This is a genomic window from Nonomuraea sp. NPDC049504 (assembly GCF_040676845.1).
GTDB classification, from domain to species: Bacteria; Actinomycetota; Actinomycetes; order Streptosporangiales; family Streptosporangiaceae; genus Nonomuraea; species Nonomuraea salmonea.
The window spans coordinates 36,854-61,432 of sequence record NZ_JBFAPT010000021.1; the positions used below are offsets into that span (position 1 = coordinate 36,854).

Annotated in this window: 24 protein-coding genes; 13 read left to right on the top strand and 11 right to left on the bottom strand. The window is 70.8% G+C overall.

The window, feature by feature from the left end:
- Positions 1-113: 113 nt before the first annotated feature.
- From AB0K28_RS33755 to AB0K28_RS33770, 4 genes are all read left to right on the top strand, one after another.
- Positions 114-1,346 carry a hypothetical protein gene (locus tag AB0K28_RS33755; RefSeq protein ID WP_364377930.1) on the top strand — a complete coding sequence of 411 codons (1,233 nt, stop codon included), beginning with the start codon at positions 114-116 and terminating at the stop codon, positions 1,344-1,346.
- Positions 1,339-1,656, top strand: coding sequence for a hypothetical protein (locus tag AB0K28_RS33760; protein ID WP_364377932.1), 318 nt, complete (start codon positions 1,339-1,341; stop codon positions 1,654-1,656). Before AB0K28_RS33755 ends, AB0K28_RS33760 begins: the two co-directional genes overlap by 8 nt.
- A 146-nt stretch (positions 1,657-1,802) precedes the next feature.
- Positions 1,803-2,060, top strand: coding sequence for a WXG100 family type VII secretion target (locus AB0K28_RS33765; protein ID WP_364377934.1), 258 nt, complete (start codon positions 1,803-1,805; stop codon positions 2,058-2,060).
- A 244-nt stretch (positions 2,061-2,304) separates the two neighbouring features.
- Complete coding sequence (locus tag AB0K28_RS33770) at positions 2,305-2,988, top strand: HIT family protein (protein WP_364377936.1); 684 nt, start codon at positions 2,305-2,307, stop codon at positions 2,986-2,988.
- On the opposite strand, the gene AB0K28_RS33775 is transcribed toward AB0K28_RS33770, so the two are convergent.
- Positions 2,970-3,701 carry a class I SAM-dependent methyltransferase gene (locus tag AB0K28_RS33775; RefSeq protein WP_364377938.1) on the bottom strand — a complete coding sequence of 244 codons (732 nt, stop codon included), beginning with the start codon at positions 3,699-3,701 and terminating at the stop codon, positions 2,970-2,972. The genes AB0K28_RS33770 and AB0K28_RS33775 overlap by 19 nt on opposite strands.
- A 332-nt stretch (positions 3,702-4,033) precedes the next feature.
- On the opposite strand from AB0K28_RS33775, the gene AB0K28_RS33780 reads away from it, so the two are divergent.
- The 4 genes from AB0K28_RS33780 to AB0K28_RS33795 are packed head-to-tail and all read left to right on the top strand — an operon-like array spanning position 4,034 to position 7,512.
- Positions 4,034-4,789, top strand: a complete 756-nt coding sequence (locus AB0K28_RS33780; RefSeq protein ID WP_364377940.1) for a hypothetical protein — start codon at positions 4,034-4,036, stop codon at positions 4,787-4,789.
- Entirely contained in the window at positions 4,786-5,868 is a 1,083-nt protein-coding gene (locus tag AB0K28_RS33785; protein WP_364377942.1) for a sulfotransferase, read from the top strand. Before AB0K28_RS33780 ends, AB0K28_RS33785 begins: the two co-directional genes overlap by 4 nt.
- Positions 5,795-6,217, top strand: coding sequence for an NUDIX domain-containing protein (locus tag AB0K28_RS33790; protein ID WP_364377944.1), 423 nt, complete (start codon positions 5,795-5,797; stop codon positions 6,215-6,217). The genes AB0K28_RS33785 and AB0K28_RS33790 overlap by 74 nt, the downstream gene beginning before the upstream one ends.
- Positions 6,218-6,270: 53 nt before the next feature.
- Positions 6,271-7,512: a hypothetical protein gene (locus AB0K28_RS33795; RefSeq protein ID WP_364377946.1), complete on the top strand. Its 1,242-nt coding sequence runs from the start codon at positions 6,271-6,273 to the stop codon at positions 7,510-7,512.
- A gap of 53 nt (positions 7,513-7,565) precedes the next feature.
- On the opposite strand, the gene AB0K28_RS33800 is transcribed toward AB0K28_RS33795, so the two are convergent.
- Entirely contained in the window at positions 7,566-7,691 is a 126-nt protein-coding gene (locus AB0K28_RS33800) for a hypothetical protein (protein WP_355417068.1), read from the bottom strand.
- 65 nt (positions 7,692-7,756) lie between these two features.
- Complete coding sequence (locus AB0K28_RS33805; protein WP_364377949.1) at positions 7,757-8,818, bottom strand: ThiF family adenylyltransferase; 1,062 nt, start codon at positions 8,816-8,818, stop codon at positions 7,757-7,759.
- Positions 8,819-9,327: 509 nt separating this feature from the next.
- On the opposite strand from AB0K28_RS33805, the gene AB0K28_RS33810 reads away from it, so the two are divergent.
- Both AB0K28_RS33810 and AB0K28_RS33815 read left to right on the top strand, forming a co-directional pair.
- Positions 9,328-9,825 (top strand): sigma-70 family RNA polymerase sigma factor, encoded by a 498-nt coding sequence (locus AB0K28_RS33810; RefSeq protein WP_355417230.1) that lies wholly within the window; start codon positions 9,328-9,330, stop codon positions 9,823-9,825.
- Between the two features lie 34 nt (positions 9,826-9,859).
- On the top strand, positions 9,860-10,555 hold the full coding sequence (locus AB0K28_RS33815; RefSeq protein WP_364377951.1) for a zf-HC2 domain-containing protein: 696 nt from the start codon (positions 9,860-9,862) through the stop codon (positions 10,553-10,555).
- Between the two features lie 12 nt (positions 10,556-10,567).
- Here AB0K28_RS33815 and AB0K28_RS33820 read toward each other — a convergent pair whose 3' ends face one another.
- The 5 genes from AB0K28_RS33820 to AB0K28_RS33840 all read right to left on the bottom strand — a co-directional run bounded on the left by AB0K28_RS33820 (position 10,568) and on the right by AB0K28_RS33840 (position 17,194).
- On the bottom strand, positions 10,568-12,913 hold the full coding sequence (locus tag AB0K28_RS33820; protein ID WP_364377953.1) for a hypothetical protein: 2,346 nt from the start codon (positions 12,911-12,913) through the stop codon (positions 10,568-10,570).
- Positions 12,910-14,610 carry an ABC transporter permease subunit gene (locus AB0K28_RS33825; protein WP_364377955.1) on the bottom strand — a complete coding sequence of 567 codons (1,701 nt, stop codon included), beginning with the start codon at positions 14,608-14,610 and terminating at the stop codon, positions 12,910-12,912. Before AB0K28_RS33825 ends, AB0K28_RS33820 begins: the two co-directional genes overlap by 4 nt.
- A 49-nt stretch (positions 14,611-14,659) precedes the next feature.
- Complete coding sequence (locus tag AB0K28_RS33830; RefSeq protein WP_364377957.1) at positions 14,660-15,895, bottom strand: hypothetical protein; 1,236 nt, start codon at positions 15,893-15,895, stop codon at positions 14,660-14,662.
- Complete coding sequence (locus AB0K28_RS33835) at positions 15,879-16,508, bottom strand: ATP-binding cassette domain-containing protein (protein ID WP_345395214.1); 630 nt, start codon at positions 16,506-16,508, stop codon at positions 15,879-15,881. The genes AB0K28_RS33830 and AB0K28_RS33835 overlap by 17 nt, the downstream gene beginning before the upstream one ends.
- A 62-nt stretch (positions 16,509-16,570) precedes the next feature.
- A complete protein-coding gene (locus AB0K28_RS33840) occupies positions 16,571-17,194 on the bottom strand; it encodes an alpha/beta hydrolase (protein WP_364377959.1) in 624 nt (207 codons plus the stop codon).
- Between the two features lie 98 nt (positions 17,195-17,292).
- On the opposite strand from AB0K28_RS33840, the gene AB0K28_RS33845 reads away from it, so the two are divergent.
- Together AB0K28_RS33845 and AB0K28_RS33850 are read left to right on the top strand one after the other, a co-directional pair.
- Positions 17,293-18,519, top strand: coding sequence for an FUSC family protein (locus tag AB0K28_RS33845; protein ID WP_345395220.1), 1,227 nt, complete (start codon positions 17,293-17,295; stop codon positions 18,517-18,519).
- 157 nt (positions 18,520-18,676) lie between these two features.
- Positions 18,677-19,354 carry a hypothetical protein gene (locus AB0K28_RS33850; protein WP_364377962.1) on the top strand — a complete coding sequence of 226 codons (678 nt, stop codon included), beginning with the start codon at positions 18,677-18,679 and terminating at the stop codon, positions 19,352-19,354.
- Here AB0K28_RS33850 and AB0K28_RS33855 read toward each other — a convergent pair.
- The 3 genes from AB0K28_RS33855 to AB0K28_RS33865 all read right to left on the bottom strand — a co-directional run bounded on the left by AB0K28_RS33855 (position 19,332) and on the right by AB0K28_RS33865 (position 24,082).
- Positions 19,332-19,700, bottom strand: coding sequence for a hypothetical protein (locus AB0K28_RS33855; RefSeq protein WP_355417097.1), 369 nt, complete (start codon positions 19,698-19,700; stop codon positions 19,332-19,334). The two genes, AB0K28_RS33850 and AB0K28_RS33855, sit on opposite strands and share 23 nt — an antisense overlap.
- 105 nt (positions 19,701-19,805) lie before the next feature.
- Positions 19,806-23,258 (bottom strand): tetratricopeptide repeat protein, encoded by a 3,453-nt coding sequence (locus tag AB0K28_RS33860; protein WP_364377964.1) that lies wholly within the window; start codon positions 23,256-23,258, stop codon positions 19,806-19,808.
- A 116-nt stretch (positions 23,259-23,374) separates the two neighbouring features.
- Positions 23,375-24,082 (bottom strand): response regulator transcription factor, encoded by a 708-nt coding sequence (locus AB0K28_RS33865; RefSeq protein WP_345395235.1) that lies wholly within the window; start codon positions 24,080-24,082, stop codon positions 23,375-23,377.
- 176 nt (positions 24,083-24,258) lie between these two features.
- Between AB0K28_RS33865 and AB0K28_RS33870 the strand changes: the two genes are divergently transcribed.
- The gene (locus AB0K28_RS33870) at positions 24,259-24,510 is read left to right on the top strand and encodes a MoaD/ThiS family protein (protein ID WP_364377966.1); all 252 of its coding nucleotides are present in this window, start codon (positions 24,259-24,261) and stop codon (positions 24,508-24,510) included.
- Positions 24,511-24,579: the final 69 nt, after the last annotated feature.

Below are 24,579 nucleotides of genomic sequence, written 5' to 3' on the forward strand. Positions count from 1 at the left end.
CGGAACGCGATCACCGGCGGTGCCGCCCACGCTGACCGGCCACCACGGGGACGGCGATGGAATTTCAGGGATGGAGCGACGGCCTGGCTCTTCGGCCGCGCGATTACCTCGGCTTGGGCGAGCCTCTGACCGCCGTCCTCAGGACGGCGGGCCCGCTCACGGGCGAGCGGCTCTACCTGTTCGCCCTCGGCACCGCCACCACGATGGCGCGCCTGCACCTGGGCGGCATCGCGGGGCTGCGGCTCAGCCCGGCGAACGTGCTGATCTCACCCCAGGGGCAGGCGTTCTTCGCGCCGGGGCCCAGGGACAGCCTGTTCCCCGGGCACGACGTCGGCGACTGGGCGGACGTCGTGGTGTTCGCGGCCACGGGGCGGCTGCCGGACGACGGCGCCGACCTCGACCGGCTGCCGCCCGCCTTGCGCGCGGTGATCGACGAGTGCCGCCGCCCGGATCCGGGTGCCCGCCCGGCGGCGGTGGACCTGGTCCGCATCCTGCTCGGGCATCCAGGGCCGCATTCTGGGCCGCATTCTGGGCCGCATTCTGGGCGGCATCCTGGGCGGTGTCGTGGCGGCTCGGTGCACGAGCTGCTGCTGGCGGCCGAGCGGCGGACGATGCCGTACGAGCGGGTCCGGCATACTGAGCCCCCGCCGCCTGAGCCGTTGTGGCGGCGGCCCGCCTATCTCGCGGGGCTGGCGGTCGGCGTGCTCGCCGTGGCGGTGGCGGCCGGCGTGGTGATCCTGCTGTCCGGCGGCGAGCGGCGTGCCGCCACGGACGACCTGCTCGACGCGATGGGGGCGCGCACGGCCACGTTCCGGCACGTGAGCGGGGAGACCGTGGCCGAGGGGCGGCTGAGCTTCGACGGAGCGGCGTCCACGGCGTACGCGATGAAGCTGACCTGCGCGAACGCCCCCGCGTCCGTCACGGTCTCGCTGGTCGGGAGCAGGGGCGTGGCGGGCGGCGCGGCGTTCGACGCGGCCAGGCCGCCGAACGAGCCGTGCGCCCAGCAGCAGGCGCCCGGCGTGCGGGAGCTGAGCTCGCCGTACACGATCAAGGCACTGCTGGACGCGGCGGGAACCGCCGTGACCAGCAGAACCGCCGAGGGCGGCGGGCGCGTGCTCACCGGCTCGGCGCTCGCGCACCGGGTGCGGGGCGAGGAGGACGCCGCGTCGTTCGCGGGCGTCGGCGCCGAGGGCCCGGTGCGGTTCACCGTGCAGGTGGACGACGCGGGGCTGCCGGTACGCCTGCGGCTGCGCATGGAGAGCAGGACCGCCGGCGCCCGCGTCGCCGAGACCGTCTACCGCGACTGGCGCGCCTACGAGGACATCAAGGAGGGGCCGCATGGCTGAGGAGTTCAGCGCGAACCGCCAGAAGGACGCGAGCGTCGCCCGCGGCCTCAAGGCCATCCGCGCCGCCCTCGACGGCGGGCCCGCCCAGGCGCAGCCGACCGGCTCCCCGAAGGCGGACGCGGCTCTCCGGTGCTTCGTCGCCGAGTCGTCCGACAACCACGAACGCATGGACCAACTGCTCGAACGCGCGGCCGGCCTGCTCGACGCCCTGGTGGCGGGCAGGGACGAGCTGGACGGCGCGCTCGCGCTGGCCGATCGGCCCGCGCCGCAGGCCCCTGCCGGGGTGGTCGTGGAGCAGGCCCATGGCTGACCTGCCGTACGGCTTCACCGTCCGCGTCCCCGGCTCCTGATACGCCTTCGACGTCCGGCGCGCGGGACGTACCGGCGAACTGGCCCGGCTGGTGGACGCCAGGGCCGCGGCTGGCAGCTGGAACCCATCACCTGAGCTTCCCGCAGGTGGAGAACAGCGCCACGCGCCTCAACAAGGAGAAGGACATCGAGAGCCGCCTGACCCAGCTCAAGGCGACGATCGATCAGCTCGTGACCAGCGACCTCGTCACCGGGCGTGCCTCGGGCAGATTCCAGCAGGACCACGATCAGTGGAACGACGGCGCCCGCCAGATCATGCGGGGCCTGGAGGGCATGAGCCAGTTCCTCAAGACCGTCATCGCCAAGCACCGCGAACTCGACGCGTCACTGAGCGGCGGCGCATAGCCCGGCACCGCTTTCGGCATCGGCCAAGTGGCCGGGCGGCGGCCACGAGGCCGCTCGGCTGCGTTCCCGCCATGGCTGGACCGCGTGTCCCGGTTCGGCGCAGTGATTCGAAGGGGTTTCACCCAACCGCCACCATAAGATAGCGATCTTGCCACTGTTTGCCGTGATGAATTTCCCGTATCAGGAAAAGTAGGACTATCGGTAGTGGGACGGGCCAGCCATTTCCGGATTCGGGCGGTGTCACATGAGCATTTTTGGTCGGACACTTGAGTGTCCCTTCTGCGTCCTCGCGCTCGATGGGCGCTCGCCGGTATGGAGCCATTTGTTTCCTGCTGAAACCGGTAATGAGGTCATCTTCGAGAACGGCTCCTTTCTGGTCGTTCTCGATACCGCGCCGCTCGTGGAAGGACATCTGCTCATCATTCCGGATCGTCACATAACTGCGCTCGCGAGCCTGCCGGAAACCGAACGTGACGAGCTATATGCAGCGAAGCGGGAGGCCGAATTGAGGATGCGCGAGGCGTACGGACAGTTCACGTACTTCGAGCATGGGGCGGAAAGTCGCGGGCGGCATGCCGGTGCGTGCATCGATCACGCCCATCTGCATCTGGTGCCCGGCGACATCGACCTGCTGCCGCACGTCGCTCGCGATTATCCGGACATTCAGGGTTTCACGGGTTATGGGGATGCCCTTGATGGCTTGGCCGGCCGCGCTTATGTGATGTTCGGCCGGGAGCCCGGTCCGGTCCATGGAGCACACGCCCCCGTCTGTGCCACGCAATACCTCCGACGTCTCGTCGCACGGGAGACCGAGCACGAAGCCGTGTGGAACTGGCGAGACGCCGTTCGCTGGGCCGACACTCTGGCGGTGCGGGAGCGGCTACTCAGCGCGAGGGCCAAGCTCCTCGGTCAGCCTTCCTCGCGATGAGCGAGGCACTGGATGATGCTGGAGTGCTCGCTGTAGATGAGCTCATCGCGCCTACTCAGGTCGTTGATCGTGAATCGCGGGCCGGCGGACAGAACCTGTCGCGTATACCACTCACTGAAGAAATGCCTGACCTGCCCACCGCTTCGATAGAGCTGTGGACCCAGTTTTTCACCTTGGCCGTACAACGGATCATCGACCGACCTGCAGCTGAAAAGGATCAGGCCGCCAGGGCGCAGCACGCGATGTATCTCTCGGAAGACGTCGCGAGTGACACTGTCCGAAAAGTAGTGCAACGAGAGCCGTGCGTAGACGGCGTCGAAAGCACCTTCGGGGAAGGCCAGAGGTGTGCGCAGGTCCTGGGCGAGAAAGCGCACTCCGGACGTCCGCCACGCGTGCACATTCTCGCGGATGGCGAACTCCGAGAAGTCTGACGCTGTGACCGTGTGCCCGAGACTCTGCAGGTGTACGGCGTCTCTTCCACTGCCGCACCCCAGTTCGAGTATTCGTCGGCCAGGACTCAGCTGAGCGGCAAGAAGGTGGGCGAGCGGTGCCGGCGTAGAGCGCTCTTCGCTGTGCCAGTATTTTCGATGGTGCTCATTCCACAGGTGCCTCTGATCGACTTCGGCGGCCAAGGAGGATGACGCCCCGTTTGATGCGCCATTGGGGTTGGTGTCCTGGATGTCGGCCGCTGAGCCCCTGGTCAGCTGAGTCATAGCTGACCTTACCAAGACATGGTATGCGCAAGCGAGATACGCCGAGAATCTAAAGTCGCTTTACATGCGCTGATCTGCTGCTACACTTCAAAATGAAACACATTGTCCCAGGTTCCACTAGTATGGCCTTTAGCCATAAAGGCTCAGGACGTTGCATGTCCAGCGACCCCACGGCGACGTGGAGCCCAGTTGAACTGGAGTGGGTCCTCCGCGTGCCAGGCCGGCAGAACTTGGCACCTCAAGCCGATATCCGGGCCAACGGCGTCCCACATACTGCGTGTCCGTTTTGTCGTAACGCGGACGGAGCGCGGACTGAGGGTGGCGTTTGGCTGGTGCCGAGCAAGCATCCGATGATTGGCACGGCAGGGTCAGGCTCTCCCGAGCAAGAGCAGCGGCACTGGGTGATTGTCTACGGGGACTCTCATTCCCGGAGGCTGGCCGACCTGCCGCCCACAGTCACGCGAGAGTTCCTTGAGGCGATCTCGCAGGCGACCTCCTGCCTTCTCGAGCATCCCTCGGTGCAGGCCGTGTTCGCCTTCGAATCGGTGGGGGACCACTTCGGGCCGACGGTGGCGCATCCACACGGGCAACTCATCGGGTTGCCCTTCGTTCCGAGGCGTTTGACTCTGACGCAACCCGCCGCATCGTGTGCCGTTTGTGATTGCGTCTCCAGGCAAGAGCTCACAGTGGCGGCCACCGAACTCGCCTTCGTCCAGGTGCCTCCGTGGTCGAGGCTGCCGTTCGAGATGATCATAGCTCCGGTGGCCCATCGGCCGGACCTCGCGTCACTGAGCGCGGAGGAGCTCGCGGCCCTGGCCGGCTGCGTGCACACCGGCCTGCGATTATGCCGGTCGACCTATGGAGACCAGATGCCTCCCTACCTGCTCAACGTGATGCAGGCGCCGAAGGGAGACGGGTCCCACCACCTGCGCGTCGAGCTTGTCCCGCTGCACAAGGACGAGAGGACTCTCAAACGGCCAGGTGGCATGGAGTTGGGGCTGGGGATCTATCTCAACCCGCTGCTTCCCGAGGTGGCCGCCGACATCCTCCGTGGGGTCCTCGCGCAAGCGAGGAGGAACCCGTCATGAAGCGAGTTCAGATTGTCGGAACCCAGCGTTCGGGGTCCAACTTGCTCCGCCTGGTGCTGGGCTCTCTCCCGGGTGTCTTCGCGCCTCCGTCAGCGCACAAGTTACGGGACCTGCAAGGGCTGATGCCTCGGTACGGTTCGCCGTTGAACAGCAAGCTCCTGGTCGACGACATGGCCAGGCTGGTTGAGTTGAACGCTCTCGTGTGGCCGCATCTCGCGGACCGAAGTCGTATCGTCCTGGCGGAATTACAGGGATCGACGCTTGCGCATGCTGTGTTGGCATTCTATGACGCCCATGCCCGATCTCTGCACAAGGACATCTGGGTGAGCAAATGCTTGGAGAATGCGCACTTCTTTGATCAGATAGTCGCCACGGATCTACCGATGATCTGGGTGCATCTCGTACGGGATCCACGGGACGTGGCTCACTCGTTCGCCAAGGCGCCCATCGGCCCAAAAGATCCACGGGTGATCGCTTTACGGTGGTTACGTGACCAGAAAGCAGCCATCGCGGCACGCAGTGCAATCCGTGAGGACCGCTGGTTCACCGTGCGATATGAAGATCTCGTAGCCGACCCCAAGACTGCGCTGAGTCCGTTGTGCGGCAGTTTGGGGTTGCGGTGGTCGGCTGTTGCACTCGAATTCCATCGCAGGGAAGAAGCGCACAACGCTGCATCGCTCTCCGAGCTGTGGAACAATCTCAACCGACCGATCAGGCGCGACCGTGTTTCCGCATATAAGAGGTCGTCTGATATCGAGCTGTTGATGGCCGTCGAAGGCATCGATTACGAGATCATGTCCATGTTCGGCTATCTCCCCGAGCGTGTCACTGCGCCGACGGTCATCAGCGCTCACGAGGAAAACGACGCGCTCATTCGTGATCGCGAGATGCGTGCCGCGATGGCGGCGTCCCGTGATCCGGAGGCAGAGGCAGTGCACCTCAGAAGACTCCAGTTCCTGGAAGGTCTGAAAACCATGAGTTCGCAAGCGGTGCCGGGAGGATCGGATGTGCGTGCAGTTCGCGCAGAAAGCAGTGATCGAGTGGCAGGGAAGACTGCTCCTGATCAAAAAGAGCAGTGATGACCCTCATCAACCTGGGCGATGGGAGTTGCCAGGGGGACGGATGAAGACCAGCGATCAGTCCCCCGATGAGGCGCTCGTCCGCGAGATACGCGAGGAAGTAGGGCTGGAAGTGCGCCCCGGGCGCCCTCTGGCTCTCTGGTCATGGCAACTCGACGGGGAGCGGACCCCGACCGTCGTCGCCGTCGCACGGCTGTGCACAGCCAGCGACGACCGCGTGGACATGAGCGGGAACGACGAGCAGGACTTCATCGAGAAGTACGGCTGGTTCGAGCGAGAAGAGGTCCTCGGCCTCAATCTCATTCCCAGTGCCAGGGACGCCATCGAAACCGTCCTGGCGAGCCTGTGAAGACCCGTACCACTGAATGAGGCTTACAAGCGCGTGGACCAGGGATGATGTAGGTGCTGACGCGTCAGATCCTCAGGGCTGCTCAGTCGGAGATGAAGCGGCGCATCGAGTTGCGTTTACGACAGGAGGCCGGCCGGCTGCCGGACCGTGCCCTGGCATCGGGTCAGTATCTCGATCACCCTGACTACGATCAGCGCGGCCTCTACGGGACCGCGGCCACTATTCACATGCTGGCTCGTCGTGCCACCGCGGACCCCGTCACGCAGGAGCAGGTGGCCAAGTTGATCTATTACGTGGCCAACCGCAGTCAGGTGGAACGAGCCACTGTGAGCCCAGCCGTGTACCGCGATCTGGTCGGACGGCGTATCCGCTTGCAGAAGACCGATGTGTTCCGGATGGCTGACATCGGTTACGCGCTCTCGTATGTGAGCCCGGTGGTGGCCCTGCGGTTCGAGGCGTTGGATCTGGTGCGAGCGGCTCTCGACGGCGCGCGGGCCGACCCGGCAGGCTACGCGGTGGGCGACGAAGGAGGAGAGCCGGATCCGCTGGCCACAGCGCACGCGGTGCGCTGCATGGCGGCGAACAACCTGCCCATCAGACCTGAGGACTGGCGTTATCTTCGCGAATACCTGAAGAACGGGGACAACCCCTTCATCCGCTGTTTCGTTCTTCTGGTGCTCACGACTTACGATCTCGACGCGGATCGGAAGCAGTTGCAGGGCGCCTGGAAGGAGATATTCTCCGCGCTCGCCCCTGCCTTCAGCGGGCACTCGGAGGCGAACCACGAGTACACCCGGTACAGAGAACAGGACTATGTCCGGGTTCCCTGGCAGATCTACCTGGTCCAGTCGTGCGCCAAGCTGTTTCCCCTGACCAGGTTCAATGGATTCGTGATCCAGCGGAAGATGCTCGAGCTGGCTGAAGCGGTCTCATCTCCGGCCGGGTTCAAGTACGAGGCGTCGGGGAGGCATCTCTCCACTCGCACCTATGCGTGCATCTGGCAGGCGATCGACGAGATTCTGGACTTCAACTTCAGGCAACCCCTGCCACACGTCGTCGTCCGCACGGTGTCCGCGCTGTCCCGCGTGCTGTCGAGCCGGCTCATCGCGGTGCTCACGTACTTCCTGCTCGTGGCCATCGCGGTTGGATCGCTGGTCGAGTGGCTGAACAGCCCGAACCACTCCGTCGGTGAGCTCGCGCCCAATCTGCTGGCTGAAGTCCTGCTCGTTCTCGCCGCGAGATTCGAGTTCCAGGTGAGGCGGGCGAAGTACCACCGGCCGATGCCGCATCGATGATCAGGGTCACGGCATCGGTGTCCTGCCGCAATCGTGAGCAGGCTCTGCCGGGATCAGTTGGAGTTGCCGTGGCTGGGGTGGAGCACGCCCGGGGTCTCGGCCTTGGTCAGGCGGCGGATGGTGATCGTGGTGGGGGCCTTCCGCTCCTGCTGATTCTGCGGGGCAGGGGGGTTGCTCATGGCACTCCTTACCGGGCAAGTCAGGAAAACAGTGGGGTGACGGTATGATTCCCTTCGCATCCCCCTTAATAACAGAAATTACACCCGCTGCGCGTGGGATATCGCGCAAAAACATGCGCATCCGGGTCGAGCAATGACAGGCCGTGGAAATAGCCCGGCGGGGTGACCGACAGCCCGGTCAGCAGTTGCACCACGTCGTACGCCACGAGCTGGCCCGACAGCCCGGCCGACATGCCGGTGACGCCGGGCCAGGCGTAACCGTCGCCGGGCTGCGGCGGGATGCCGGCCCGTACGCACGCGAAACACGGCCCGCCGGGCCCGAAGACGCCCACGCTGACCAGCGGCCCGTTGTAGCCGCCCGTCACCCACGGGATGCCCGCCCGCGCGCAGGCCCGGTTGGCCCACGTCCTGATGCCGTCCGGCTCGCCGGGCCGGTCGGCGCAGAGGGCCAGCACGTCGAAGCCGTCGATCAGGCGGGCCAGTGCGTCGGGGCCGTCCACTGTGAGCGGTTCGCCGGTGACCGAGATGTCGGAGTTGACCCGGCGCAGCCGCTCCACCGCCGCCTCCACCTTCGGGCGGCCGACGTCCGGTTCGGTGTAGAGGACCTGCCGGTTGAGGTTCGACAGCTCGACGACGTCGGGGTCCACCAGGTGCAGCCGGCCCACGCCCGAGGCGGCCAGCGACCAGGCGGCGTGGGTGCCCGTACCGCCGAGGCCGATCAGCAGCACGCGCGCGGACTTGAGCCTGACCTGCGGCTCCCAGCCGTGGTCGCGCGGAGTGAGGTCCACCCAGCGGAAGTAGTCGCGGCTGCGGCTGTAGCGCTCCTTCTCCCGTTCGCCCAGCTCGTCGCAGGGGCCCGGCGCGGTCTCCTCCACGTGGCCCGAGGCCAGCAGCGCGGCCACCAGCTCGTCGGCCTCCTCCTGGGTGAGCATGGCGAAGCCGGCGAGCAGCTCGGCGGCGATCTCGGCGGGCGCGCGGGTGCCGTCCATGAGCGTCAGGGCCGACCAGGCGTGGCCGTCGGCGTCGTGGATCTCCGTGGCCAGGCCGAACATCGCCCCGCCGAGCCGGATGGTCCCGTCGCCGAGCCGCTGCGGGGCGTGCTCGGGCTTGACGCGGGGAAAGCGCATGCCCCCGATCGTGGTCAGCGGCCGGCTACAGGGTCAAGGTCGCGAACTGCACGAGGTCGAGGCGGCGGGCCTGCACCCGGTTCGTGGAGGTGAGCAGCAGCCGTACGCCGGAGCGCAGCGGCGCACGAGCGGGCTCTCGGCCACGGGGGCTCGGGGTCGAGCTTGTCGCTGCCGACGTGGCAGGGCTGGCCTTTGACGGGGAGGGGCAGGGCCCGCAGCAGCGAGCCGATGGGGGTCTCGGGCTCCGCCGTCACCTCGACGTCGGGGCGGTGCCTGCCGCCGGATCGCGGATCGTCAACCGAATGATCATAATCCCCTTTCCAGGGGACTGAAGCAGGATTTACCGGAATAATCTAGTTATGCGGTGAGGTTCGCGAAGTACCCCACCCGCGCGACGCGCCGTCGCTAGAGTGATATTTCCCAATATCAGCGTACCGAGTGCGGTATTTCATGATATCCGCAGCGCGAGGAGCCCGCCCGTGGTGAATCACCGCGTAACGGACGAGGCCATGGTCCGAGCCCTCTATCGCGAATACGGCGCCCCCCTGCTGGCCTTCGCCATCAGACTGACGGGCGGCGATCGCCGCTGGGCCGAGGACGTCGTCCAGGAGACGCTCGTACGAGCCTGGCGCAACCTCCACGACCTGCGCACGGAATCCGGCTCGCTGATGCCCTGGCTCGCGACCGTCGCGCGGCGCGTCGTCATCGACGACCGGCGCCGCAACAGCGCCCGCCCCCTCGACACCGTCGAAGACCTTTCCGACCGTGCCCAGCCCGTGGCCGCCGAGGACGAACAGCTGCTGCGCGAGATCGTCGTGACCGACGCGATGATGTCGCTCTCCCCGGCGCACCGGCAGGTGCTCACCGAGACGTTCCTCCTGGATCGCACACTCCAGGAGGCGGCGGAGACGATCGGCGTGCCCGTCGGCACGGTGAAGTCCCGCGTGTACTACGCCATGCGCGCCTTACGGGTCGCGCTGGAGGAAAGGGGGGTGACGCTGCCGTGACCAAGGTGCGTCACGATGACAGGGGGGTGGCGCCATGACCGAGGTACATCACGAGGATGTGGCCGCGTACGCGCTGGGCCTGCTCGACGGGGATGAGCGGGCGGCCTTCGAGCGCCATCTGCACGGGTGCGGGACGTGTTCCGCCGAGGTGGGATCGTTCGCCGCCATGGGGGAGCTGATCAAGGGGGTGCATCCGGACGACCTGCTGCCGCAGCCGCCGGATCCGCAGGTCGAATCGCTCCTCGTCCGCCGCGCCGCCACCGAGCGGCGCCGCCGCGGCCTGCACCGCGCGTTCATGACCGCGGCGGCCTGCGTGCTCGTCGCGGCCGGCGTCTATCTCGGCGTCAGCGCCACGACCGCAGGTCCCAATCCCGACAGCATCCACAGCCCGGCCCGCGCCCTGCTCATGACCGGCCGCACCTACTCGGTGACGGACCCGGCCACCGGCGTGACCGGGCTCGTCGGCGTGGAGGACAAGGGCTGGGGCACGCACGTCGCGCTGGAGCTCAAGGGCGTCAAGGGCCCGCTGCAGTGCCGGCTCATGGCGGTCGGCGACGACGGCCGCTCCGAGGTGGTGGCGAGCTGGGGCGTGCCGGACAAGGGGTACGGCGTGCCGGGCTCACCCGACCCGCTCCTCCTGCACGGCGGCACCAGCCTCCCGCAGGACGAGCTCAACCACTTCACCATCCAGACCTTCGACGGCAGAACCCTCGCCACGGTGGCGGTCTGAGAGGCGGGCGGGTCAGGGGGCTTGGAGCTGTTTGCGCAGCTCCTCGACCTGCTTCGGCTCGGCGATGCCGTCCCATGGGCGGAGGGCCCTCAAGCCCTTCCTGCGGTGGTCGGCGGCCCGGTCCGGGCGGAGCCTGCTCAGGTGCAGGTGGGCGAGCGCGGTGCTGATGCCGGCGGCGGGCAGGCGGGAGGTGGCCTGGTCGAGCAGGCCCGCCACCGTGTCCGCCCCTGTGCTCGCCCCTGTGCTCGCCACCGTGCCCGGCTCGTGCGCCGGGTCCGCCAGCAGGATCCCGGCCCGGTGCACGAGGCAGCGCCCGCGGCCGAACTCGTCGGCGGTCTCGGCGTAGAGGCGTTCGGCCTCGTCCAGGTGCAGGCCGGCGTCGTGGCTCTGACCCAGGTAGTGGTGGGCGAGCGCGAGCAGCTCGCGCGCGTGCGCCTCCGTCGCCTGGTCGCCGGCCTTCCGCGCCAGGTCGAGCGCCTCGAACAGCACCACCCGGGCGTTGGTGTGCAGGCCGCGGGCCTTGCCGGCGGCGCCCTCGTGGTCGTGCGCCTGGGCCTTGCGCATGAGCAGCGCGGCCACGTTCGCCAGCCTGATGGCCTGCCCGGCCACGTGCCCGCCGGTCAGCGCCTGCCCGTACCTGACCAGCGCGGACTCCACGGCCTCGTACTCGTCGCCGGCCGACAGCAGGATGGCCGCGTGCGCCAGGTGCAGGTCGGCGGGCCATGACTCGACCCTGACGCGCACCGCCGCCGCCCGGTCGAAGTGCCTGCGCGCCTCGCGGGGGTCGCCCGTGGTGAGCAGGATCGCGCACTGCCGCAGCTCGGCCGTGACCTGCACCTGCTCGTCCCCGAGCGATTCGGCGGCCCGCGCCAGCTCGGCCGCCGCGCGCAGCCGATCCTCGTGCCGCTGTTCGAGGCGGAACCAGGTCTCCAGCGCGTCGCCGATCTCGGCCAGCGCCCGGCCGGTACGCGGCGCGGGCTCCTCGCGGGCGAGCACCTGCAGCAGCACCCGGTCCTCCATGGCGAACCAGGTTCTCGCCTCCTCGGCGGGCAGCCGCCCGGCGTATCCGGTGGCTTGCTCGGCGAAGTGCTCGACCAGCCGCCGCCAGGCCGCGACCTCCCTCGGTGGGCGCGCGGCCGTGCCGGTGCCGGGGTCCGCCGCGCCGCTGCCGCGGAAGGTCCCCGACACCCGGACCCGCGTCATCCGTACGTTCTCCACCAGCCCCAGCCCGGCCAGCTCCGCGATCGCGTCGGCCGCGGACGGGACGCCGAGCAGCGCGGCGGCCGCCTGGTGGTCGACCTCGGCGATCGGCAGCCCGGCCAGCAGCACGAACAATCGCTTGGCGGTCGGCCGGAGCTGCCTGACGCTGCGTTCGAGCACGAAGTCGAGGGTGTCGGGGATGGACAGGCTGCGCAGGTCGTCCACCAGCGACTGGAGGGAGACGCCGGGGTTGCCGGCCAGCCAGCGGCCGACCCTGACCAGTTCGAGCGGGCTGCCCAGGCAGGCGTCGGCGAGCAGCTCCAGCGCCTTCGGCTCCCGGGTGACCCGGTCGTCGCCGATGTGCCGGGCGAGCAGCGTCCGCCGGGCGTCGGGGGCGAGCGGGCCGAGCTGGATGAGCTCGATGTGCTGCGGCGGCTGGTCGGCGAGCGTGCCCGCGATCACGATGTGCGCGCCGGGCACCCGGGTCGGCAGCCACTCGACCTGGCTCCACGAGCTGACGTTGTCCAGCAGCAGCACCTGGCCGGTGCCGTTGAGCGCCTCGATGACCTCCTCGGTGGCGTCCCCGGGCTCCTGGATGCCGCCGGGCGGGCGGTTGAGCGTGCGCAGCACCCTCTGGGCCACGCTCAGCGGTGTCTCGGGGCGGTCCCGGTCGGCGCCGCGCAGGTCGGCGTAGCGCTGCTTGCGCGCCTCGCCCGCCAGCTCCCACACCGCGTGGACGGCGACCGTGGACGTGCCCATGCCGATGGCGCCGTGCACGACGACGACGCCGCGTTCGAGCGCCTCCGCCTTGATCCGCCGCAGCTCGGCCTCGCGGCCGATCAGTTCGTCGATCCGGTCGGGGAACGGCATCGTGGCCGGCAGCGGCCGCGGCGGGCGGGCGCGGTGACGCCGGATCCGGTACGTGACCAGCCCGGCCACCACCGGCACCACCACCACGAACACCGCGAGCAGCCCGACCACCGCCCAGATCGGCAGCAGCTCGACGAGCTTCTTGGCCAGCTCCTCCTGGAGGATGAGGATCGCGCCGCCCACCGTCAGCGCCCCGCCGACCCCCAGCTCCGCCCAATGCGCCGCGGCCAGCCGGTAGAGCCGCGACAGCCGGAAGCCGAGCCGCTCCCTGCGCGAGATGTCCGTCACCGGCGCACCCCCCGCGTCAGGCCCCGGTACAGCAGGCGCGCGGTCACGGCCAGCACCAGCACGGGCACCGCCGTCGCGAGCACCGCCTGGGCCGCGAGCGGGCTCGCCGCGCTCATGAAGTGGCGGGCCTGCTCCAGCAGGATCAGCGGCAGGTGGTCGCCGGACGGCCAGTTGAGCAGCAGCCCGACGATCGCATCGTTCCAGACCAGGACGAACGTCAGCACTCCTGCCAGCACCACCGAGGGCCGGGCCTCGCGGACGAAGTGGACCAGCTCCCACCGGTCGCGCGCGAGCATGGGCGCGGGCACCCGGACGAACGCGTTGTGCAGCACCAGCACCGCCAGTGGCAGCACCAGCGCCGCGTGCACGATGGTCAGCGCGGGTGCCGTGCCGAGCGGGCTCAGCGTCTGCTGCAGCGGCACCGCGAACGCCTGCGGCGGCAGCACCGCCAGGGCCACCGAGACCAGCATGACCGGCCGCCAGGTGCGGCGCGGCAGCAGATGCTCGTGGGCCAGCACGTACGCGGCCGGCACCGCGGCCAGCAGCACCACGCACACCACGGTGACCGCCCGCAGGAACGTGGTGCCGAGCGCCCCGGTGAACGCGCTGTCGGACAGCGCCTCCGCGTACGAGCCGAGCGTCCACGGCTCGCCGTTCCACCACCCGCTTCGCGCGGCGGCGACCGGGTCGCGCAGCGAGGTGATGAGCAGTGCCGCGAACGGCAGCAGCCACAGCACCGACACCGCGCCGCCGAGCGGCCAGAGCCGCCGGCCACTCGTGGCGGGCGGCTGCGCGGACGGCGTGGAGCCGGCCCAGGTCACCCGGCCGCGCAGGCCGAGCAGGGCGGGCGCGGCCAGCCCCGCCACGAGCAGGGACATCAGGACGGCCAGCGCGGCGGCCCTGGCGTACCCCAGGTCGTCGTTGTGCCGCCACCAGTACAGCCCGCCGCCCTCGACCAGCGCCTGCATCGACCCCGGCACCCCCATGAGCACCAGGTCGAACACGCGGGCCGCCGCCACCAGCGCGAACAGGTACGCCAGCGCGGCCGGCCCGGCCAGCGCGGGCAGCACCACGGACCACAGCCGGCGCCCGCGGCCCGCGCCGAACGCCCTGGCCACGCGCAGCAGGTGCGCGGGCAGCCTGGCGAGTGCCTCGTGGAAGACGAGGAAGGCGACGCCCGCGTACTGCCAGACGAAGGCCAGGCCGAGCACCAGCCAGATCCAGCCGGGGCCGAGGAAGGCGGTGTCGTGGCCGAGCACGGCGGCGGCCATGCCGCGCTCGCTGCTGGTGTCGAACAGCAGCCGGAAGATCGCCCCCGTCGTCAGCGGCGACACCACGGCGGGCAGCACCAGGATGACCCGCATGACCAGGCCGAGCGCGGGGCCCGCGGTCCTGACCAGCCAGGCCAGGCCGAGCCCCACCGCGCACACCACGACGACCAGGACCCACCAGATGAGCGTGTTGCCGATCGCCTGCCACGCCTGCGGGTCGGTCAGCACCTCGGACCACGCGCCGGGCCGCGAGAAGCTGATCAGCACGGTCCCGAGCAGCGGCGCCAGGATCACGCCCGCCGACAGCACCACCGCGAGCAGCAGATAGAGCGCCGCCCGCCACCGGCTGATCCCGCGCGCACTGACCGGCCCCCCGGCATCGTGATGCGGCGCCACCTCGAACAAGAACGCGTCACGCCCGCTCATGGCCCGCTCACCCCGGACAGAAGGACGTGAGGTCCGCTCGTTCGCCCGCTCATCGGCCGCTGCCCTTCGCGAGGCTGGTGACGATCTTCTCCCGGGCGGCCTGGGCGGCGCCGGCGGGGGCGGTGGTGCCGGCGGCGACGTCGCCGAACAGCTCCGTGAGGACGCGCCACAGGCCGCGGCCGTCGCCGCCCTCCAGACGGCCGATCAGGCGGTCGGACAGGTCGTAGCGGCGGCCCTCGCGCCCGCGCAGCGCCAGCGCGGGCTCGCGCAGCAGCGGGTGAGACGGCTCGCGGTCGAGGGTGAGGAAGCCGCCCTCGTCGACCCACTCGGTCAGCGCGTCGTGCTCGTCGCTCCCGCGCGGCCTGGTCAGCCACTCCACGAAGTCGAGCGCGTCCTGCCCGCCGCCCCGCATCGCCACCGCCACGTCGCCGCCGGCCACCAGGGGCGGGGGCCCGCCCGCGTGGCCGGGGAAGGAGAAGTGGCGGGCGACGTCCTTGCCGGCGTAGCGCTCGATGACGGGCAGCGCGAAGTCGGGCGCGGCCACCACGTCGGCGCCGCGGTAGCGGAAGACGTCGAGTATCGAGTCGTGGAACTGCAGGGTCAGCGCCCGCCTGCCCTGGTCGGGGGTGAACGCCTCGCGCCAGATGAGCGCCAGCACCGTGAGCGCCTCGGCCACCTCGTTCCTGGCCCACCACTCCGGGTCACCGCGCGTGGCCGCGGTGAAGAGGCCGTCGTAGACCTCGGGCGCGTAGGCGAGCAGCACGTTCTCGAACCAGTCGCTGAGCACCCACCCGTCGGCCGCGCCGATGGCCACCGTGCCGGGGCGGGGCATCCATGAGGTCAGGTTCGGGGGCGCGTGCCGCTCGCCCTTGCGGTGCCAGACGAGCGACTTGTTGGCGAGCTTGAACCAGGCGCCGAGCTCGGGCCCGCCCTCGTACGGCGTCACGAGCCCCCGCCAGAACGCGTCCTGCACGTGCCCGCCCACCCTGGGCTGGATGCGCGGGCTCACCAGCGGGTCGAACAGCAGCCCGAGCCTGGGGATGACGGCCACGTCGGGGATGACGTTCTCGGCGGGGCCGCGCAGCAGCGCGCTGATGTTGTCGCCCGCCGAGTAGACGCTGACCGGCCGCCGGGAGCCGGCCGTGTACGCGTCCACCACCCGCAGGAAGCGCTGTAACTCCGCGCCGCTCCACACCACCGCGACCCGCAGCGGCGGCTGACCCGCGCAGGCCGTGGCGGCCAGTGCGGGCACCCCCAGCAGGAACGCCCTACGGCTGATCGGCATCGGTGATCTCCCAGACGCGCGCGGAGGAGGCGAGGCTGGTCACCCTGGTGCCGTCGTCGGTGACGATGAGCACGGCCAGCTTGCTGTGCAGCGCCCGGCTCACCGCCGCGTGGCACGGCTCGCAGCCCGTACGGTCCTCGACCACCACCATCTTCGGCGGCATCGGCCGGCACATGACCCGCGCGAGCGCGACGGTCAGCCGCTCGTCGTGGGCCAGCTCGTGCGGTTTGGCGCGCATGAAGCCCTGGATGTCCATCCACCCCGACATGTACGCGACCTGCCCGTGCGACACCAGGGCCAGGTCCTTGCGGGCGGCCAGTTCGAGGTTGCGTTTGACGGTCAGGTGCGGCAGCAGCCCGCCGCCCGCGGGCACCAGCCCGATCGCGCGGTCCGCGGTGGACAGCGCGGTGACGTCGCGGCCGTCCAGGCGGAGCCGGCCTTCGTGCGGCGCCTCCAGGCCGAGCAGGACGTCGGCGAACGCCTCGCCCGCCGCCGGGTCGCCGGCCACCACGACCGCGGCCTGCTCGGCGTCGAGGGTGAGCGGGCCGGGTGACAGTCGCTGCCGGACGCCGTGCGTGAGCCAGGTGAGACCGTCGATCTCCAGCAAGGGCACGTGTGCAACCATCCGTCACGTCGGGATGCCGTCCGCCACCTGACGTTCGCACAAACGACGATCTACTTCAACGTGGCCGGGCGACTCCCGCGCGTGTTCACGAAGTGGGTGACGAACCAGCCGCGGGCATGCTCGGCCACGGCGTCCAGCGCGCCCGGCTCCTCGAACAGGTGCGTGGCCCCCGGCACCACCGTGATCCTGGTCTCGGCGCGCAGCCGCCGCGCGGCCTCCTCGTTCAGCTCCATCACCACCGGGTCCCTGCCGCCCACGATGAGCAGGGTGGGGGCGCGTACCGCGGCGAGCCGGTCGCCGGCCAGGTCGGGCCGCCCGCCGCGCGAGACGATCGCGGCGACCGGGTTGTCCGGCTCGGCCGCCGCCCACAGCGCCGCCGCCGCTCCCGTGCTCGCGCCGAAGTAGCCGACCGGCAGCCCGGCCGCGCCGGGATGCTCGCGCACCTGCGCCGTACGCTCCAGCAGCCGCCCGGCCAGCAGCTCGATGTCGAACACGTTCGCCCGGTCGGCCTCCTCCTCCGGCGTCAGCAGGTCGAACAGCAGCGTGCCGAGACCCGCCTCGTTGAGCGCGCCGGCCACGTACCGGTTGCGCGGGCTGAACCGGCTGCTGCCGCTGCCGTGCACGAACACCACCACGCCCAGCGCGCCGTCAGGAACGACCAGATCTCCCGGCATGTCCACCCACTCCCCTCACCGCAGGCTGCCGCTACCCGGTCACGCCCGGCTCTATCCGCCCCTGAGCTGGGCAGTGGCCTGGGAAGGGGGACGGGGACATGAAGACGGAACCGGGGCGCAGGTTCGAGCCGGCCGGTGACCCGCTCGAACGCATCTTCGCGGGCGGGGCGTCGGCGCTCACGCTCGTCCGCACCATGGGGATCGGCCGCTGGCTGCGCATGGAACGCGAGGCGCTGGCCCAGACGGTCAAGGTGACGGCGGCGTGCGCGCTGGCCTGGTGGCTGGCCGCGTACGTGCTCAAGGTCGACCTGCCCGTGCTCGCGCCCATCGGGGTGCTGCTGACCGTGTCGGCGACCGCGTACAGCACGGTCGTGCGCGGCGCCCAGCAGATCCTGGCGGTGATCGTGGGCGTGGCGGCGGCCACCGCGTTCATCTGGCTCATCGGCCCGAACCTGGGCACGCTCGCCGTCCTCGTCGTGGCCGGGCTGGTGCTGACCAGGCTGCTCAACCTGCCGGCCCAGAACGTGCAGATTCCCATCACCGCGCTGCTCGTGTTCGCGCTCGGCAGCACGTACGGCTTCGCCCGCCTCGCCGACGTGCTGCTCGGCGCCGCCATCGGCATCGCGGCGAACCTGCTCGTGCTGCCGCCCCGCTTCGTCGACCACGCGGGCAAGGAGCTGTGCGGCCTGTCGGGGGAGCTGTCGAACCTGGCCGAGGACATGGCCGAGGGGCTGCGCGGCGAGTGGGACCACGAGCAGGCCGCCGAGTGGCTGGACCGGGCGCGTACGCTGTCGCAGCGCCTTGAGGACACCGAGGAGGCCGCCGAGCAGGCCGCCGAGTCCGTACGCCTGTCGCTGCGCCGCCGCCGCTACGACCGCCGCCTGCGCCAGGTCGCCGAGGCGGCCACCTGCCTCGACCATGCCTGCCACCAGCTCAGGGGCGTCGCCAGGGGATTGGTGGACCTGGTCGCGGGGGTGCGCGGGCTGCCCGGCGAGCGTGGCGCCGACCTGCCGGAACCGCTCGCCGACGAGCTGTCGGCGCTGTCGCGCATCTTCCGCCACTTCGGCATGCTCCAGGTGAGCCCGGGCAGCCGCGAGGACATGGAGGACCTGCGCGCCGCACTCGACGACGGCGAGCGCCAGCACCGGCGCATGGCGGGCACCATCCACCGCACGAGCCACCCCGAGCTGCGCTTCCTCCAGGGCGCGCTGCTGGACGACTGCGCCAGGATCCGCCACGAGTTCGACCCCGACGACGGCCCACACCGCGCCGCCTTCCCGACACCCGACCGCCCGGCGCATCCCGCCGCGACCACCTCAGACTGACCGCCCGGCGCATCCCGCCGCGACCACCTCTGACTGGCCGCCCGGCGCATCCCGGGGCGACCACCTCCGACTGGCCCGCCGAAACCGGCCGCGCGGCCCCCGGCTGATTCCCGCGATCACCCCGCCGACCTCGGAAGAGGTTTGGCATACTGCTCGGATGTCCGATTTCTCCGAGTTCCGCGAGCGAGGGCGGGCGGCCCTGCTGGCCGGCGAGGCCACCCACGACGTGCCCATGGTGGAGGGCGGCGCCCGCTGGGGCGCGGCGGTGGTGCTGCGGCCGGCCGGGGAGGTCGCCGGGCGGCTGACGGACCTGGCGGCCACCGTGCACGCCCCCGGTCACTGGGTGCACGGCGGCCCGGCCCTGCACGTCACGCTCAGGTCGCTGGAGCCGTACCGGAGCGTGATCCCCGAGGACGACCCGCTGCGCCGCGCGTACGCCGCGGCGCTGGCCGAGGCCGCGGACGGCCTGCCGCCCGCCTGGGTCTACCTGGCGGGCGTCGCCCCGCACCAAGGCGGCGTCCTGGTGGGGGCGCATCCCATGGACGAGACGCTGGAGACGCTGCGCAAGCGCTTCGCCAGGGGCCTGGAGTCGAGGGGCGTGCGCGACCTGGAGTACGGCAGGGTCCGCGACCGCTGGTACGTCAGCCTGGTCCACTTCGCCGCGCCCCTGACGAACGCCGAGGAGATCGTGGCCTGGTGCGACGCCCACGCGGACACCGACTTCGGCCTGGCCGAGCTGCCGGTGGCGGAGCTCGTCCAGTTCGTCCACACCGGCGCGGCGATCAGGGTGGACGAACTGGACCGCGTCCCGCTCAGCTCATCACCAGCGCGGTGAGGAACTGCAGCAGGTGCCAGGCCACGTACGCGCTGAGCGAGCAGAACGCCCACTCCTTGCCCAGCCCGATCCGCGCGACCCAGCGCAGCTCCTCGGCCGGCTCGCGGCGCACCCGCAGGCTCCTGCTGACGAAGAACGCCGAGACGAGCCACGCGGCCCCCGACACCAGGACGAGCGCGGCCGAGAGCGCGAGCAGCACCGGCGACGGGTTCCCGCCCTGCACGTCGGAGAGCTGGCGGGCCCAGGCCGCGAGCAGCCCGCCGAGCACGGCGAGCGTGATCCGCCGGTCCTTGCGCGCCTGTCGCTTGAGCCATTGAAGGTCTTGCCGCAGATGGTTCTTGAGCATCCGGATCACCTCCGCTTGTGAATCGGCCGGTGAGTCCAGGAAACGAGAAGCAGCGCGAAAGATCTGCGACCTCAGAACCGAGATTTCACGACTTTTATCGGTGTTTCACGCGAAAACCCGGAGTTCCTCCGCGGCCCGCCGCGCCTCCACCAGATCGCCCACCTCTTCGAGCGTCCGCACGGCCTCCCGCAGATGCGTGACCGCCGCCTCCTGCCGCCCCAGCCGGGCCGAGACGAGGCCGAGCGCCCGCGAGGCGCAGCCGAGGTCGCGCCGCGTCCCGCACTCCTGGTGCACGTCCCTGGCCTGCCGGGCGTACGGCAGCGCCTCCTCGGCCCTGTCGAGGTCGAGCAGGATCATGGCGAGCGTGGTCAGCGCCGCCGCCCAGCGGTCGCGCGTACCGCTCTCGTGCTGCAGCTCGACCGTCTCCCTCGCCGGCTCCAGCGCCGCCGCGGGCCGCCCTGCCGCGTGCAGCGCCTGCGCCACCGACAGCAGCGCGCTCGCCCGGTTGTCGCGCAGCTCCTCCCTGATCGCCAGCGCCGCCTTGGCGGCGCGCAGTGCGGGCCGGTGCTGCCCCAGCGACAGGTACGTGTACGCGAGCGTCTCCTGCACGTCCGCCTCGGCCCGCCTGATGCCCTTGCCCTGCACGATGTCCAGGGCCTCCAGCGCGTACGTGAACGCCACCTGCGGCCTGCCCTGCCGCCGCCGCACCCGCGCCAGCCGGTTGAGCATGCGCGCCTCGACCGGCTCGTCGTTGATCACCCGGCTGATGGCGAGGGCCTGGTTGAGATAGTCGTCGGCGCGCCGGTAGTCGGCCAGCCGCCAGTAGACGAGCCCGATGTCGCCGAGCGTCTCCGCCCTGCCCTGCTCGTGGTGCAGCTCCACCTGGACGGCCAGGGCCTGCTCGTAGCAGGACAGCGCCTCGTCGTAGCGGGAGCCGTTGCGGGCGATGCGGCCGAGCGCGCACAGGGCCCGGCCGCAGCCGTACTGGTCGCCGGTCGCCGTGTAGCCCGCGAGTGCCCGTTCCGCGTCGCGTCGCGCGTCGTGCGGCAGCCGCAGCAGGTCGTAGATCTCGGCCAGGCAGAGCAGCGTCTCCGCCTCGGCGTGCTCGTCGCCCAGCTCGTGGCAGATCGACAGCGCCTCCAGGCCCTCCGACAGCGCGGCGTTCGGCTCGCCCAGGTTGCGCTGCACGGTCGCCAGGATGATCAGGCTCTGGGCGGTGCCGCGCCGGTCGCCGAGCTGCTCGCGTACGTCGAGTGCCTGGCCGGCGTACCGCAAGGCCGGCTCGTGGCGCTCCTGCGACAGGTGCAGCCGGGAGAGCGTGTGCAGGCAGCTCGCCACGCCTGCCTGGTCGCCGATCTCCTCGTACAGGGCGAGCGCCTCGGTGGCGTGGCGCAGCGCCTGCTCGCTGTTGCCGGCGATGCCGTGCACCTCGGCCAGGTCGTTGAGCGCCCGCGCCTGGCCCTCGCGGTCGCCCAGCGAGACGTGGTCGGCCAGCGCCTCCCCGATGAACCTGGCCGCCAGCGTGGACGGCCCGATGTCGCGGTGGATCGAGCCCAGGTTGCCGCGCATGAGCGCGATGGCCCTGCGGTTGCTCACCTGCATGGCCGAGGCCAGCCCGCCCTGCTGCACCTCCAGGTCGTTCTCGTAGTAGCGCAGCCGCCTGAACGGCTCGAACACCGCCGCCGCCAGCCGCCACGCCATGCCGTGCGCGCCGCTCTCCCCGGCCATCCGCACGGCCGAGACCAGCGAGCGCCGCTCCGCCTCGAACCACTCGCCGGGCGTCGCCGGGTCGGCGGCCACCGCCAGGTAGTGGTCGAGCAGCCGCGCCCTGGCCTCGCGCACGCCGGCCTCCGCGTGCCTGCCCAGCTCCCTGGCCAGCCGCTTGACCAGGTCGTGCACCCGGTAACGCGACCCCGGCAGCGGCTCGACCAGGTACGCCCTGTGCAGCCCCGCCAGCGCGGCCACCGCGTCCTCGACCGGCGCGCCGAGCGCCGCCGCCAGCACCTCGGGCGTGAAGTCCCGTCCTGGCAGCAGCCCCACGTGACGGAACGCCCGCCGCTGCGCCGGGCTCAGCGACTCGTACGCGAGGTCGAGCGCCGACCTGAACGCCTCCTCCGGGTCGCCCACCAGCAGCCGATCGGGCTTGCGCAGCTCGCCCACCCGCCCCTGCACGCTGAGCCCGGGGTCCTCGGCGAGCTTGGCGGCCGAGATCCGCAGCGCGAACGGATGGTACGAGCACACCCGCGCCAGCTCGGCCAGCGCGTCCCTGTCGGCCGCCCTGGGCGAGTCCTTGCCCAGCACCGCGATGAGCAGCGCCACCGCGTTGCCCGGGTCGAGCACGCCCAGGTCCATGAGGTCGGCGTGCCCGGTGGCGCGCAGCGGGCCCATCCGCGTCCTGCTGGTCACCAGCGCCACGCAGTCCTTGCCGCCGGGCAGCAGGGCGCGTACCTGGGTGGCGTCCGCGGCGTTGTCGAGGACGAGCAGCAGCCGCCGCCCGGCGATCCTGCTGCGGTAGAGCAGCATCAGCTCGGCCTCGTCCGAGGCCGGCATGTGCTCGCCGACGCCGAGCGAGCGCAGGATCTGCCCGAGCGCCTCCGCCACCGTCATCGGCGGCTGGCTGGGCGACTGCCCGCGCAGGTCGATGACGATCTGCCCGTCGGGGAACCGGTCGGCGTGCTGGTGCGCCCAGCGGGTGACCAGCGCGGTCTTGCCGACGCCGGGCAGGCCCTGCACGACCATGGTGTTGGTGCGCCGCGGCCGGTCGAGCCAGTCGGTCAGCAGGTCGAGGCTCTGCTGCCGGCCGGTGAAGTCGGAGACGTCGGCGGGCAGCTGGCGCGGCTTGGGCATCTCGCGTACGGGCACCGCGCTGTTCGGAGCGGGCCCGCCCGGCCGGGTCAGGAACGGCGTCACCCGTCCCTTCCAGGGTGCCGACAGGTGCTCCCAGCTCCCCGCGGCGGCTCGCAGCGCGACCGGGTCGGCGATGCGCAGCCGCCGGTAGCCCGGCCTGACCAGCCAGCCCCGCTGTGTCCACTGGGTGAGCTGGCGCTGGACCACGTCGGGCGAGCTGCCCACGAGGTCGGCCAGCGTCTCCATGGACAGCGGCGGCGCCGACTCAGAGGCCAGCCCGTAGCGCTCGTCGAGATGCAGCAGCCAGACGGCCAGCCGGGCCGCGACCGGCGCGCGGGCCAGCGCCTCGTGCCTGCGGGCGGCGAGGTTGCGCGCGAACAGCTCCTGCACCAGCGCGGTCGCCACGGCCGGCGCCGCCGCGGCCTGCTCGCGCAGCCGCCGCAGGTCGATGGGCCAGGCGCGGACCTCGGTGAGCGCGTCGACCTTGACGCGGTCGGCGGGGCTCCAGAAGGCCAGCTCGCCGACGATGTCGCCGTCGCCCCGCAGGTCGTGGACGGCCTCGCGGTCGCCGGCCGGGGTGTACTCGCGGGCGTAGCCGTAGTCGATCAGATAAACGCTGTGGGCCGGCCGCAACGGCGAGCACATCGTCTCGTTACGGTGGAACACGTGCGGGCGGGCGCCCTCGTCGACCAGCGCTTCGAACAGACCCACCGTGCACACCACCCCCGGGTGGGACGGCGGTGTCCCTGACATGACAGGCATCAACGGCCTGTGCGACGACCTGTCACATCAGTTGACGACAGCGGGCTGCCGCTGTCAATCGGGGATCAGACGCTCGCGGTGTCGGCCTTGTCGGTGTCGGCGCGGTCGGGGACGAAGCGGTAGCCGACGTTGCGGACCGTTCCGATCAGCGACTCGTACTCGGTGCCGAGCTTGGCGCGCAGCCGCCGGACGTGCACGTCGACCGTCCTGGTGCCGCCGAAGTAGTCGTAGCCCCAGACCTCCTGCAGCAGCTGGGCCCTGGTGAAGACCCTGCCGGGGTGCTGGGCGAGGTATTTGAGCAGCTCGAACTCCTTGAACGTGAGGTCGAGCACGCGCCCGCGCAGCCGCGCGGTGTAGGTCGCCTCGTCGATCGACAGGTCACCGCTGCGGATCTCGTCGGGCACCTCCTCGGCCGCCGCCTGCGAGATGCGGCCGGTGGCCATGCGCAGCCGCGCCTCCACCTCGGCCGGGCCCGCGCTGTCGAGCAGGACGTCGTCGACGCCCCACTCGGCGGTCATGGCGGCGAGCCCGCCCTCGGTGACGATGACGAGGAGCGGGCAGTCGATGCCGGTGGTCCTGATGAGCCGGCACAGGCTCTTGGCCTGCACGAGCTCCTTGCGCGCGTCGACGAGGACCGCGTCGGCGGGCGGGGTGTCGATGAGCGCGGACGCCTCCGCGGGCGAGACCCGGACCGAGTGGAGCAGCAACCCCAGCGCAGGCAGCACCTCGGAGGACGGCTCGAGGGCGTTGGTCAGCAGCAGCAGGTTGCTCATTACGGCCTCCTCAAACACGCAAGGACCCGGGGGCTACGTCGCCCGAGTCCATGTGAGTGAGGATATCCCACGAGTTAGTCGCGTCCATTGCGCGTCCAGCAGGTGAACAGCGCGTCTCCTGAAACAAGCTCGTTAAGGAGAACGCACAATAGAGCTGAAACGATTGTGAGGCAGGCATGGCCACAGGAAAAATACGTTATTGGGCGGCGGCGAAGGATGCCGCCGGAGTCGCGGAAGAGTCGTTCGACGCGGTCACTCTTGGTGAACTCATGACCAAAATCACACGAGATCGTGACGAACTGGCCAGGGTGGTCCTGCGCTGCTCGTTCCTGGTGGACGGCTCACCTGTGGGAAAGCGCGCGCACGATCAGGTCGTGCTCGCCGACGGCTCGGTCGTCGAGGTGCTGCCGCCCTTCGCCGGCGGCTGATCCGCTGGTGAGCAACCGCTTTCCGGGGGAATGAGTCATGCCGGATCGATAGGCTCTTGACCCCCGCCC